This window comes from Pseudomonas sp. C6002, from assembly GCF_013385805.1.
Lineage (GTDB): Bacteria > Pseudomonadota > Gammaproteobacteria > Pseudomonadales > Pseudomonadaceae > Aquipseudomonas.
Window position 1 is genome coordinate 64857 of record NZ_JACAPH010000002.1, and the last position, 10877, is coordinate 75733.

At 59.3% G+C, this 10877-nt stretch carries 17 protein-coding genes; all 17 read right to left on the reverse strand.

Annotation, left to right across the window (positions count from 1 at the left end; all coding sequences use genetic code 11):
- Window positions 1-31: 31 nt before the first annotated feature.
- Window positions 32-529: a hypothetical protein gene (locus tag HX817_RS00790; protein ID WP_046068872.1), complete on the reverse strand. Its 498-nt coding sequence runs from the start codon at window positions 527-529 to the stop codon at window positions 32-34.
- Window positions 530-584: 55 nt separating this feature from the next.
- Complete coding sequence (locus HX817_RS00795; protein ID WP_177039624.1) at window positions 585-971, reverse strand: DUF3168 domain-containing protein; 387 nt, start codon at window positions 969-971, stop codon at window positions 585-587.
- Complete coding sequence (locus tag HX817_RS00800; RefSeq protein WP_177039625.1) at window positions 964-1467, reverse strand: HK97-gp10 family putative phage morphogenesis protein; 504 nt, start codon at window positions 1465-1467, stop codon at window positions 964-966. The genes HX817_RS00795 and HX817_RS00800 overlap by 8 nt, the downstream gene beginning before the upstream one ends.
- A gap of 3 nt (window positions 1468-1470) precedes the next feature.
- Window positions 1471-1641 carry a hypothetical protein gene (locus HX817_RS00805; protein WP_177039626.1) on the reverse strand — a complete coding sequence of 57 codons (171 nt, stop codon included), beginning with the start codon at window positions 1639-1641 and terminating at the stop codon, window positions 1471-1473.
- 9 nt (window positions 1642-1650) lie between these two features.
- Window positions 1651-1983 carry a head-tail adaptor protein gene (locus HX817_RS00810; protein ID WP_177039627.1) on the reverse strand — a complete coding sequence of 111 codons (333 nt, stop codon included), beginning with the start codon at window positions 1981-1983 and terminating at the stop codon, window positions 1651-1653.
- Window positions 1983-2459, reverse strand: coding sequence for a head-tail connector protein (locus HX817_RS00815; protein ID WP_177039628.1), 477 nt, complete (start codon window positions 2457-2459; stop codon window positions 1983-1985). The genes HX817_RS00810 and HX817_RS00815 overlap by 1 nt, the downstream gene beginning before the upstream one ends.
- 2 nt (window positions 2460-2461) lie before the next feature.
- Window positions 2462-2719, reverse strand: a complete 258-nt coding sequence (locus tag HX817_RS00820) for a hypothetical protein (RefSeq protein WP_177039629.1) — start codon at window positions 2717-2719, stop codon at window positions 2462-2464.
- 41 nt (window positions 2720-2760) lie between these two features.
- Entirely contained in the window at window positions 2761-3972 is a 1212-nt protein-coding gene (locus HX817_RS00825; protein ID WP_177039630.1) for a phage major capsid protein, read from the reverse strand.
- A complete protein-coding gene (locus tag HX817_RS00830; protein ID WP_177039631.1) occupies window positions 3969-4856 on the reverse strand; it encodes a head maturation protease, ClpP-related in 888 nt (295 codons plus the stop codon). The genes HX817_RS00825 and HX817_RS00830 overlap by 4 nt, the downstream gene beginning before the upstream one ends.
- 14 nt (window positions 4857-4870) lie before the next feature.
- Window positions 4871-6271 carry a phage portal protein gene (locus HX817_RS00835; protein ID WP_065948820.1) on the reverse strand — a complete coding sequence of 467 codons (1401 nt, stop codon included), beginning with the start codon at window positions 6269-6271 and terminating at the stop codon, window positions 4871-4873.
- On the reverse strand, window positions 6271-7995 hold the full coding sequence (locus HX817_RS00840; RefSeq protein ID WP_177039632.1) for a terminase large subunit: 1725 nt from the start codon (window positions 7993-7995) through the stop codon (window positions 6271-6273). Before HX817_RS00840 ends, HX817_RS00835 begins: the two co-directional genes overlap by 1 nt.
- Window positions 7995-8480 carry a phage terminase small subunit P27 family gene (locus tag HX817_RS00845; protein WP_177039633.1) on the reverse strand — a complete coding sequence of 162 codons (486 nt, stop codon included), beginning with the start codon at window positions 8478-8480 and terminating at the stop codon, window positions 7995-7997. The genes HX817_RS00840 and HX817_RS00845 overlap by 1 nt, the downstream gene beginning before the upstream one ends.
- Before the next feature lie 120 nt (window positions 8481-8600).
- Entirely contained in the window at window positions 8601-9011 is a 411-nt protein-coding gene (locus tag HX817_RS00850; protein WP_177039634.1) for an HNH endonuclease, read from the reverse strand.
- Between the two features lie 175 nt (window positions 9012-9186).
- Entirely contained in the window at window positions 9187-9504 is a 318-nt protein-coding gene (locus HX817_RS00855; RefSeq protein ID WP_177039635.1) for a hypothetical protein, read from the reverse strand.
- Window positions 9504-9875, reverse strand: a complete 372-nt coding sequence (locus HX817_RS00860) for a chemotaxis protein (protein WP_047711381.1) — start codon at window positions 9873-9875, stop codon at window positions 9504-9506. The genes HX817_RS00855 and HX817_RS00860 overlap by 1 nt, the downstream gene beginning before the upstream one ends.
- Window positions 9876-9993: 118 nt before the next feature.
- Window positions 9994-10557 carry a hypothetical protein gene (locus HX817_RS00865; protein ID WP_177039636.1) on the reverse strand — a complete coding sequence of 188 codons (564 nt, stop codon included), beginning with the start codon at window positions 10555-10557 and terminating at the stop codon, window positions 9994-9996.
- A 3-nt stretch (window positions 10558-10560) separates the two neighbouring features.
- The gene (locus HX817_RS00870; RefSeq protein WP_177039637.1) at window positions 10561-10872 is read right to left on the reverse strand and encodes a hypothetical protein; all 312 of its coding nucleotides are present in this window, start codon (window positions 10870-10872) and stop codon (window positions 10561-10563) included.
- Between the last annotated feature and the right edge of the window lie 5 nt (window positions 10873-10877).

Below are 10877 nucleotides of genomic sequence, written 5' to 3' on the forward strand. Positions count from 1 at the left end.
TCCTTGGGGTTCGGGGCCGAAGCCCCTCGGGTTAAGCCGCGGCAGCCGGGAGAATTTCCAGGATGTCGGAGTTGATGCCGATCGTGACGTTGCGGCGTACCACGTTGTCAGCGGCGCCGGCGGCGACGGTGTTGTTCATGACTTTGCCACGCAGATAGAAGGTGGTCGGCAGCAGCGCCGGGGTGGCATCAGGATCGCCGTCGTTGAGGGTGATCTTGATGTTGTAGTCGCCCTTGCTGCGATCCTTGTGAGCGATCTTCAGCTTGGCCTGGCCCAGGTCACCGTTATCCAGGCCGACGGCCAAGGTCAGGTCACCGGCATCGGCGGTGCCCTTGTACTTGCGTACACGGCCATCGCGCAGCGAGGTGAAGGTCACAGAACTGAACGTGTCACCGAACTCGCCCAGGTCTTCAACCTCGCCGATATCGACGTAGGTGTCTGCCTTGTAGAGCGCTTCAGTGTCCGCGCCGTTCTTGCTACCGATACCGATCCGGCAGCCGGCGGCTGTGTTGAGGTTGTCTTCGGCCATGGGGGTTCCTCCAAGGGCACATTGGATAAAGCCGCGGTGCGGCCGGGTGTTGGGTTTAGTGGGTGGTGATGATGCGGACCGTGAGCGATCCCTGGTACGTGACGCCGTCAGCATCTCGCTGGGCGTCAGCCTGATAGACCCGGACCGAGACAGCGCGGCCAACAGTTAACGGCAACCGGCGCTCATCCAGAGCAGCCACAACCTCGCCGAGGATGCGCTTCACCTCTGCCTGGCCGTGGGCGTCCGACCAGACCGACAGGTAAATCAGCCGCTGCTCGCGCTTCCTTCCAGCGATAGGCGAGATGTTTGTGGATAGCTCCCGATCAATGGAAACGTAAGGCATCGGTGAATCCATGGGCGCACCGTCGTAGACCGGGCATGAAACCTCAGCCCCAAGTCTGGCGAACAGCGCCTCCTGCAGCGCAACAGACGGATCAGCCATTGGTAAGCCCCTTGCTCGCCTTGCTCAGCGTTCGAGCGATGGCGGCCTCGATGCTGGCGATTACGTATTCCCGATTCACATCCTTCGCCGGACGAAGCCACGGATGCGCGGGGCGCGCTGGGATGTCCGGGTACTTGCCGAAGAAGTTGGTGCCATCAGCCTTGTTTGTCGGGCGACGGGTTCGGCCACCGGCACGTTTGTTGCCGGTGTAGCCCTTGGTCCCATACTCGACAAAACGCAGGTAGAAGAATCGTTGCTTGTTCTTCTTGCCCCTGATACCGATCTGGGCGTCGAGGCCGCTTTGCGAAACGAAAACCGTCAGAGCAGCGGCGGCGGCGCCAGTGTCTTTCGGGATCAGGTCCTTCATCGTCGAAAGAATGCGCTCCGCACTGTCGCGCATCACCGGTGCCAGCTCGTTATCCATGGATTGATGGATCGTGCGCAGAGTTCGACGCAGCTTGAAGTCGCCGGACATGCGCGATCGACGGGCGGCCATGGATTACTCCTTGGCCTTTCCGGCCTTTTCAGCGGCGGGCGGCGGGTCGGGCGCGGGATCGACCAGGCCACGCCCGACCAGGTCAGCACCAAGCTTGGCATCCACCGTGAATTCTTCACCCTTCTCCCGGTCGCCGGTAGCGCCGGAAAGAGCGCCCAGTGCAACTACTTTCATGATTCACCTCTACGGATTGGGTACGTTTGAACAGAGCAATCGAAGCATGTCGCGCTCGTTGTTCGGCAGGGCAGCTTCGATCAGGTAGGTAGTGGCGATTCCGCCGGACGTGTGCACCAGCCGGTTCCCGGCCACTGCGTCCGAGCGCGGTCTGATACGTATCTCAGCAGTGACTACCGCCTTTAACTGCTCAGCGACTGGCGCGGTTCGCCCGGTGGGCATGGTGATCTCAGACCAAAGTTTCACGAGCTCCACCCAGGAAGTGTCGAAGCCGCCGGTTTTATTTTTCGTCAGGACTGGTTTGAACATGGTGCAGCGATGACGCAATGGGCCGGCTCTCATCAGACCCCCATGCCGATACGATACGGCGCCAGCAACGACTTGCTGGTCAGCGGCAGTTCGGTCGCGATTGTTCCAGAGACAACCTCTTCGCGGTTTGCATAGAGGTGCCCAAGCTTCAGCAGGCATGCCGCTTCGATGGCTTTGTTCACGACCATGCCCCGAGCCGCTTTGGCTACAGACTCCAGCGTTTCAGCGAACACAAACCGCACATCGGCCTCCGCTTCCAATCGCTGATCGGCATCTTCAATAGCCTGAGCGGCTAGCATCGATAAGTCATAATCGACCACCGCGGCTGCTCTTTTGGTGGGAGCTGACAACCTAGCAGCTTCCAGGGAGGCCTGATCGGCATAGAACGAACGATTCAAGTACGCCATCGCTGCAGCTTCAGCACCATCCAGCTGGGATTGCACCAAGTCCTGGTCTTCGCTTTCGGCGCGCAAGTGTTTCATGGCCAACTCGATATCGATCACGCTCATGCTCAATCAGCCTTTTTCTTGTCAGTGGCCTTTGCCTTGGGTGCAGACTTTTGAGTGGCGGCCACGCTGGTGGAAGTAATCGGGTCGGGTTCGGCTTCGGAGTCAGTCAGGTCGACCAAGACCTCATCCTTGCCTTCGTCTGGCTCGGCATAGCCTTTCTGCAGCAACTGTCGGCCGTGCTGCTCACTGGTTAAGAACGAGGTGCCTTCAACCAAAGTTCTGCCGCCGAGATACAGCGGCTTGAGGGTCTTCAATTTCATTTCAACCTCCGAAGGGCCGCCGATTGGGCGGCCCCGCTATATCAAGGGGTTGGGGTGGCGAAGGTGCCGTAGATGAACGCTTCCGGGCGCTTAACAGCCAGCGCCAGACGCTCCTCGCAACGGATCGAGATCATGTTCTTCTCGAAGTCGTCGGCGTTTTCAGTGGAGATCACCACGTTGGCGTCCTCGCGGTCGAAGATCTGTGCACCAGTTTGGAAGGCGCCGGTCAGGAACTTGCCCAGGAATGCTGCCAGTTCGGTTGCGACAACTGGCAAACCCCACAGAGTGGGACCAGCGAGGCTCAGCGGGTTGCCGATGATGTAACGACCCAGGGTGTCCTTGGTCAGCTCAATCTTCGCCCAGTCGGTAAAGTGGAGCACGTGTCCGCTGGCCGGCAAGCGGGCCAGTTGCGACTGGAGCATAGCCAGGCGCAGCTGGTCGATCTGGGTCATAGCGTCAGGCTCGAACGCTGCCGAATAAGCTTCTGCTTGCGGCACGATGCCGTGCAGGTGCACACCAGTGCCGTCGCCGAACAAGATCTCCGACTCTTCGGCGTATTTCAGGCCGTAGCGCATTTCTGCGTCGATGGTGGATTGCAGTTGAGCGAAGTCGTCCAGGATTTGCTTGGACGCCTTGAACATGTGCGCGATGGTGGTAACCGGCGTGATCTTGGTGTTGAACTGGATGTCGCTGTACGGTTTCTGAGTGTTTTCAGCGACAACGCGCGCGGCGTTGGTGAAGCCGGTCTGTTGCACCCAGAAGATCGCCGGGGAAGTGGTGCGGCCCGGCGCGATAAGATCACGGATGAACAGTCGCTGCTTCGGCATAACGTCGATACCTGGCAGGCGCTGTGGCTCCAATACGCCTTCAGCAACGCCGGTGCTGAGCAGCGCGGCGTGAACTGGCACGCTTACGCGGCGGTTGCCTTGAATGCTCTTTGCGAACTCGGCCAGAGCTTCGCTTTTGATGACGGTACCGCCGAGGGTTTCGCGCTGAGCGGCAGCGGCTTGGGTAGGAATTCGGGCGAACTCCTGCTCCAGTTCGCCAAGCTGGGCCTTCAGCTGCTTTTCGGCTTCGGTCAGGCTGTTGAACTTCAGGGCCATCTCATCGACAGCGGCCTTGGTTTCGGTAGAAAGCGAGCCAGCTTTCTTAGCCTCCGAAAGCGCGTTTTCAGCCTGTTTGCTGAATTCGTCAGTGGCCTTCTTGAGCTCGTTGGAGACGTTCTTCAACAGCTCGGCAGTAGTGTCGCTCATGGTTTTTCTCCGGTTTGAATAGCTGCTGCCGAGAACCGCGAAAGCGCGGCCTGTAGTTCGGCAATGGGGTCGGCCAGGTTGGCCGGGGTTGCGGCAGCGTTCTGCTTGCCGGAGGCGGTAGCGCCAGGCGTACCAGCCTTGAGTTCTTGAATTAGGGCGCGGCGCTCGGAGCGCGGCATGCCCTGTTTGGCCAGGATCAGATCCATACGGCGGGCAGCGACTTGGTGAGGCGCCGATGCGCTGGCATCCTCGACGGCGGCGTCAGAAGCCAGAAGGTTGTCTGCAAACCCCGCATCGATTGCAGCAGCGCCGCCCATCCAGGTCTCGACGTCCATGAGCTTGCGCATGGCCTCAATGGGGTCACCGGTGCGTACGGCGTAGATATCAGCGAGTGTTCCGTCGATCTGCTCGAGGAAGTCGGCGACCTCTCGAATGTCGTTGCGGTCACCGGCGGCCATGGTCCAGCTGTTGTGAATCATCAGGAAGCCGGCGCGCGCGATTTGGATTTCATCAGCTGCCATGGCGATGAAAGACGCGGCCGAGGCGGCGAGGCCCAAGATCTGCACCGTCACCTTGCCTTTGTGCTCACGCAGCAAGTTGTAGATGGCCAGGCCTTCAAATACATCGCCACCGGGGCTGTTGATCTTCACGGTCACATCGCTGTCGCCAATAGAGCGCAGCGCCGCGCTGATCCGCTTTGCGGTAACCCCTTCACCCGTCCACCAATCAAATCCGATCGGGTCATAAATGGTGATCGTGTTGTCATCGGTGCTGGCTGCCTTGATCGATGGATTCCACCGCTCCAAGGCCTTCGGCGTAAGGTCGCAGTGAACCTGCGCGCGCGGCCGAGCCTCCGGCGCCGCCGGAATGGTCTTTAGGGTCATTGGTTACTCCAGGATCAAGCGGCGAGAAGCCGAGGTAGAGATATCAGTGCATGGGCCATCATTGGCCCATCGGGGTTTCCGGCATCGAGCGCCTTGGTCGCCAGGTCGAAGGCTTCTTTGATTGCCTCCTTATCCCCGCTCTGATTTGCTGCAGTTATTCGCAACATGAAGGCGGTAGCCGCCGGCGACATGCCGGCCGACTGTTTGCCGAGCTGATCAAGCGGCACGAGCGCCGACTGAACAGTGAACGTATCGCCGCCCGGGATAGGAGCCATGTTTTCCAGACGCCGAACCTCGTTCCGGCACATCCAGCCGTTTTGCAGAGCGGTGTTGTACCAGGCGCCACGACCTGCGCTGTCGGCGCGCAGCAGGCCTTCAACTGCGAACTCAGCGAAGAACTCGTCAGCGTCAGCCTCGCCGATCAGGCATCGGGTGATCTCCTGCTCAATGTTCACCAGAAGCGGGCGCAAACTGTTGGTCAGGAAGTGCAGGTTCTGCGCTTCCACCGAGCTGGCCCAGCTGGACTGCTTATCCATGTGACCGACCATGAAGGGCGGCACCCGGAACCACCGGCACATTTCCTCAATATTGAAAGATCGAGACTCCAGCATCTGCGCCGCTTCGGGGTTCATGGTGATGCCCTGGTACTTTAAACCAGCCTCTGCAACCATTATTTTGCCGGCATTTTTGGAACCCATGAATGCGCCAAGACTGGCCCTGAGTTGCTCGCGCTGCTCTGGTTTTAGCGCAGTGTCACTGCTGAGAATCCCGGAAGCCTGCATGCCTTGAGCGAATACCTTCGCTGCAGCTTCCTCAACGGCCATTGCGGAGCCGAATATTTCCTTACCGGTGGTGACCGGCAACATTCCGCAAACTCCGTCCAAGCCGAAGCCGCGAATGTGCATCAGGTTTTTTTCGGGGATGTCGCGCTCAACGCCGCTTTCGTTATAGGTGTATTTGAGACGACCATTTTCTTGTCTTTTGACACGCATGTACTGTGGCAGCAGAGGAACAAGTGCGACGATTCGGCTGCCAACCATCTTCTTCTCAACGAAGGCGTTACCGCGCAAGCAAATGCTCGCTACAACCAACAGCATGAAACGCTGGGGAGTCATCTCCGCGTTTGGAACTCGGCATAGAACTCGATACAGCGGGTGATCAGTCGCCGACTTTCGAGACCCATCAGGTAAGCGCCGATAAAGTTTAAGAGGGAGAGTCGAAACTGATTCAGACAAAAGCCTCACACACGCCCATACCGTAGACAGCTGCATCGCTTTATCGACAGACACGTGCTGTCCGGATACAGAACTTCCGAACCATTCTTGCCAGAAAGCCCCGTCCTTTATACCAACTGGCACACCGAGCCAATCCAGCAGGGCGGCCTTTACCCGGCCAGGCTTTTTTTCGCGCGCCATTAAATGCCTACCATAATTGGATTTTCGTAGAAGCCACTCTGATCAGGCTCGCCCGCATTGGCCAGCACCCGACCTATGGCCATGATCAGCGCAACGGCGCCGTCGATCTTGTTGTCATCGCCCTGCTTGATGGGCCGCACGACGTCATCGTTGCCCGGCAGGTTCTTGCCGATCACGTTGCCAACGCACCAGGTCATGATCGGATTACCGTCGTGATGGAACCGGCCCGCTTCTATCGCGGCTTCCAGCTCCTTCATAGGGTCCGACATGTTGGTGTAGTTCTGCGTGATTGTGATCGGCTCAAAGCCCTGGTCATCAAGGTCATGACTCAGGCCTGTAGCTCCATGAGGGTCAATAGGGCACTCGCGCACCGGGGCGTGGTGGTTCGCCTCCTTGGTGTCCTCGAGGATCTCGCGATAGTCGACCTCAGCACCGTCGGTCACATCCAGATGCTTGGAGTGAATCCAGGCCTGGAAGCGCTCAGCCATACGTTTGTTGTCAGTGTTGAAGGCTGTGTCATAGGGAACCCAGAACTTCGGCGCAATGCTGTAGTAGTGATTCTTCCCATCAATGACGCGCCAGAACAACCTGGCCCTCGAGTTCATATCGAGCTTGCGCGCCAAGTCGAAGCCGGCAATCCACTCTTGACCCTCGAACTGTTCCAGGGTCAGCGACGTGTCTTCGCATGCCTTCCAGCTTTCCATGTTGTAGAAGCCGGACTTGGCGCTCACCCAGAGGTTGAGGTGCTTCGTTTTGAAGGTGTTGGCAAAGCGGGCCGAGCGAATGGCTCGCGCCTGCTGACTCTCCAGGTACTCCTGAAACACCGAGACGCCGTGATTCGGGTTGGCCTTGGCCAACATCTTCGGATCGGTCCAGTCGTCGCCCTCGTCGAGCGTCCAGATCCAGCCGAACAGTTCTTCGTCCGGTACGGTACCGGCCAGCATCTCGACGACCTGGCGGCGCTTGTCGTAGCACGGGCCTTCAATGTCGGCGCCGGCCGTGGTGATGATGAACATCAACGGCTGACGCCGGGCGCCCATGCCTGTGAGCATGGTGTCGTACTGCGCTGACGTTGGATGTTCGTGGTATTCGTCGACGATGGCACAGCTCGGCGATGCACCGTCGCCAGGATTGCCGATCAGAGGTTCGAAGCGACTGAAGTCGGACGGGATGTTCATGTTCGAGGCGTTCACCTCGATGCCAGCGGCCTGAATCAGCATCGGCGACTTGCTGACCATCAGCTTGGCGGGCCGGAAAACCTCCCACGCTTGTTTCTCTGTGGTCGCACCGGCATACACTTCGGCGCCGAACTCGCCATCGGCGACGAACATACTGATGCCCACGCCGCCGGCGACAACAGACTTGCCGTTCTTCCTTGGCACTTCCCAGTAGCTTTCACGAAAACGGCGGTGTCCGCCCTTCTTCTTGACCCAGCCGAATGTCACGGCAAGGCCGAAAAGCTGCCAGGGCTCCAGCGTGATCAGCTGACGTTTGAATGCCCACTCACCCTTGGTGTGCGGCAGCAGCTGCATCAGCTTGAGTTTTTTCTCAGCCTTTGCCGCGTCGAACTTGAAACGGAAGCCGCGCTTGCGGCTGGCCGCCAGGTCGTCGAAGTGGCGCTGCACCGCCTGGTGTATGTAGCGGCACGCTGGAACCTTGCCGCGGAGCAATGACCGACCCCACGCCGTTGCCTTGTCGACATTGGGGTGGGCAGATTTTGTCATCAGGTTCTCAGCAGGTTGGCAAATTCGTTGGTTTCTTTCTCCTTGTTACCGCCGATCAGTCGTGTCCGGCTGGCCGGGTCCAGGCCCAACATCGAACCGAATGTCACCATCTGGCGCATCGTTTCGTTCGCGGCGGTAAGCGCGGGGTTCTTCATCGGGCCGCCGGTGGCGCCGGTAACGACGATGCCATGCAGCTGGATCGATTCCTGGGCAAGCCGCCAGTTGTCGTAGGCGCTACAGAAAGCCTCGACGTTGTGAAGGTCTGTGATCGCCACCACGTTCTCGCGCAGCAGCTCAGGAACAATCATGTTCCACATGGTGGCGGCCCGAGCGCTGAACCACTCCGGCGGGTCGATCTGGGTGATCTTGGAAAACTGCGGCTCGGCTGTATTCAGCGCACGCTTGCCAGGGTTTCCGGCAAGTGCTTTTTTGGCCGTTGGCTTGGGTTTGCGACCACGGCCGGCGACCGTGGCGGTGCCTCCCATCGCGCAACTCCTGAATTTTTAATTTCGCGGGTGTGTAAGAAAGGTCAAGGGGACGGTCTAGCTGAGCGGATCCCCCAACTTTTTACCCTCCCCCCCTCCGTTGTTGATAATCAATCTCATCTATATCGATGCTGGGGAAGCGGCCCGATTCCTGCCCGGGTTGCCCCAACCGCCATCCTCTGTAGCCGTCTTCCGGCTGTGGCAGGGGTGACACAATGGCTGCCAGTTCGAGCTATCCCAGAACAGTATCCAGTCGCCTTTGTGAGGACGGATGTGGTCGACATGATTCGCTGCTACGACCAACCCTTGGCGCTCACACTCTGCGCACAACGGATACTTGTTCAGGTACGCCTTGCGGGCTTGCTGCCACTTGTAGCTGTACCCACGCTGGCTGCTGGTCTCGCGCTGGCGTTCACGCCGCTTGGCTTCGGCGCTCTTGCCGATGTCCGTGTGGGCATCGCAGTAGCGCGGATTGCGAGTCAGCACATTGCAACCCTGGGCGTTGCAGGGTTTCTTTGGCCTCAGAGGCATTACGTACCAACCTCCAGCTTGAAACCGTGAGTCACTAGCCAATCAATGAATGCGTCGGGCATCTCATCGCGACCGGTCAGCCAGCAGTAGCAGATGGCAAGGCTGAGAACATCAGTCACCCACCAACGCCGAACAACTTTGATCGTTACGCTTACCTTAGCCATCACCGCCTCCCTCACTGCCCGGCGCGGTTGAGCGCTTCATCCGCCTTGTCCGCAGCCTGGGCCGCCGTAGTTGCTGCCCTCGATGCCTTGTCAGCGGCGGTGCCAGTCTTGCGGGTCAGCTCTTCAAGACGCCTGTCCCGCTCTTCCATGGCTGTGTCGTAGGCCTTGCGAATGTCTTCGACCTGCTTGCCCTGCTTATCTGCGAGCGACCAGTAGCTGACCTGGTAGCCAAGCACAGCACCACCAACAACCAGCAGCACGGCAATGGCCCATACCTCGGCCCGCCTCCACCACCGGCGGGCAATGAATTCCAGTGCGCATCTGTCCATCAGGCGATACCTCCAAGCTTGGTGCGCAGGCGGTGGATCTCTTCGCTCTGCAGCGTGACGCGCTCGGTGAGTTGCCCGACCTGGCTGGTGAGGGCTTCAATCTTCCCTTCCATCCTGCCAACTGCCGCGGCGAGATCGTTCCGCTCTTTCGCGAACTGATCGGCGCGGGCCTCGGCTTCTTTACGGGCTGAGCGCTCTTGGTTCAGCAGCTCATTGAGCCGGCGCAGCGTACCGATATCGGCGTTATCCATGGCCCGATCGGTCGCGTCTTTAGATAGGAACTTGCGAAGCCAGAGCAGCCCGCCCAGCACGACAGTGGCACTACCGCCCAGCCAGGTAGCTGTGCCTGGGCCGAGGTCAGTAGGATCCATCCGATACTCCAGAAACGAAAAAGCCCCGCACAGTGGCGGGGCTCAGAATTTTTGGTCGTCTCTCATAACGCGCAAGATCGACATGATGGGGTTAATTTACGGCCAGTCGGCCAATGGGTCAAGCGGCATCTACAAAGATTTGTTCGCTGTCGAATATCTCGGTCGCATGGATCACGGCCTGCTCTTCGAGCTTCTCCAAACGCTTGTAGATTCCGCCTCGCCAATTGCGGCGTGTGCGCTCAGGGGAGCCAGTCAGATCCCAGGTGTTCATGTCGTAGAACTCGGCGGGCAGCACGATCATGTCGGTGGAGCGCTTACCAGCCTGCACGCCCTTCAGCCTCGGTATGGCCCATGCCGTCAGCGCCTTATAGATGAACAGTTGAGGTGCCGGTGACACCATGCGAGCCACCAGCCTGCCGATGGCTCCGACCTTGTTGGCCTTGTGTGTTGAGTACTTGGCCACCAGGACATCCCACTGCGCAGGGTCCAGCTGGCGGTGCAGAAGTGCATACAGGCAGCAGTCATAGTCGAACTTGTCCCGCACTGACAGGGTGCTGCCCGTGCCGCCTTGGCGCAGATCGGCGTCGATCAGCTTCTGCCATGACTGCTTGGTGCTGTTGTCGATGTTGTCTGCTGCCAGCACCCGCACCAGGGTGCCCATCACGTCCTTATACATAGCCATGGATCAATCCCCCTTGTAAGACGAGCCGCCGGGCCCGCGGCGGTTCGGTGTCTGGTACTCATCAATGATGCAGCGCGCTGGGTTCTTGCCAGCCAACTGGTTCCGCCCACGGCGAGCAAGCATGCCCAGCTGGACAACCAGGTCCTGCATGAGAAGAGGCTCAAGCGTCTCGGCATGGACGAAGCCAGAAGAGTGGCAGCCGATGCATTCGAGCTGATGAAACACACCCTGGATCAGGCCAGCACCACAGCAGGAAGGGCACTCGGTCATCGGTATAAGGCAGCGCACAAAGGCGGGGCCACTGCTCTTTTTCATCATTT

What these genes read in the sequence shown, in the direction of transcription:
- HX817_RS00815 (WP_177039628.1), bottom strand. Translation starts at nt 2,459, where the DNA reads ATGAGCGTGATCGATATCGAGTTGGCCATGAAACACTTGCGCGCCGAA.
- HX817_RS00830 (WP_177039631.1), bottom strand. Translation starts at nt 4,856, where the DNA reads ATGACCCTAAAGACCATTCCGGCGGCGCCGGAGGCTCGGCCGCGCGCG.
- HX817_RS00850 (WP_177039634.1), bottom strand. Translation starts at nt 9,011, where the DNA reads ATGCCTCTGAGGCCAAAGAAACCCTGCAACGCCCAGGGTTGCAATGTG.
- HX817_RS00835 (WP_065948820.1), bottom strand. Translation starts at nt 6,271, where the DNA reads ATGGCGCGCGAAAAAAAGCCTGGCCGGGTAAAGGCCGCCCTGCTGGAT.
- HX817_RS00810 (WP_177039627.1), bottom strand. Translation starts at nt 1,983, where the DNA reads ATGAGAGCCGGCCCATTGCGTCATCGCTGCACCATGTTCAAACCAGTC.
- HX817_RS00840 (WP_177039632.1), bottom strand. Translation starts at nt 7,995, where the DNA reads ATGACAAAATCTGCCCACCCCAATGTCGACAAGGCAACGGCGTGGGGT.
- HX817_RS00860 (WP_047711381.1), bottom strand. Translation starts at nt 9,875, where the DNA reads ATGGATCCTACTGACCTCGGCCCAGGCACAGCTACCTGGCTGGGCGGT.
- HX817_RS00805 (WP_177039626.1), bottom strand. Translation starts at nt 1,641, where the DNA reads ATGAAAGTAGTTGCACTGGGCGCTCTTTCCGGCGCTACCGGCGACCGG.
- HX817_RS00825 (WP_177039630.1), bottom strand. Translation starts at nt 3,972, where the DNA reads ATGAGCGACACTACTGCCGAGCTGTTGAAGAACGTCTCCAACGAGCTC.
- HX817_RS00870 (WP_177039637.1), bottom strand. Translation starts at nt 10,872, where the DNA reads ATGAAAAAGAGCAGTGGCCCCGCCTTTGTGCGCTGCCTTATACCGATG.
- HX817_RS00800 (WP_177039625.1), bottom strand. Translation starts at nt 1,467, where the DNA reads ATGGCCGCCCGTCGATCGCGCATGTCCGGCGACTTCAAGCTGCGTCGA.
- HX817_RS00790 (WP_046068872.1), bottom strand. Translation starts at nt 529, where the DNA reads ATGGCCGAAGACAACCTCAACACAGCCGCCGGCTGCCGGATCGGTATC.
- HX817_RS00795 (WP_177039624.1), bottom strand. Translation starts at nt 971, where the DNA reads ATGGCTGATCCGTCTGTTGCGCTGCAGGAGGCGCTGTTCGCCAGACTT.
- HX817_RS00865 (WP_177039636.1), bottom strand. Translation starts at nt 10,557, where the DNA reads ATGGCTATGTATAAGGACGTGATGGGCACCCTGGTGCGGGTGCTGGCA.
- HX817_RS00820 (WP_177039629.1), bottom strand. Translation starts at nt 2,719, where the DNA reads ATGAAATTGAAGACCCTCAAGCCGCTGTATCTCGGCGGCAGAACTTTG.
- HX817_RS00855 (WP_177039635.1), bottom strand. Translation starts at nt 9,504, where the DNA reads ATGGACAGATGCGCACTGGAATTCATTGCCCGCCGGTGGTGGAGGCGG.
- HX817_RS00845 (WP_177039633.1), bottom strand. Translation starts at nt 8,480, where the DNA reads ATGGGAGGCACCGCCACGGTCGCCGGCCGTGGTCGCAAACCCAAGCCA.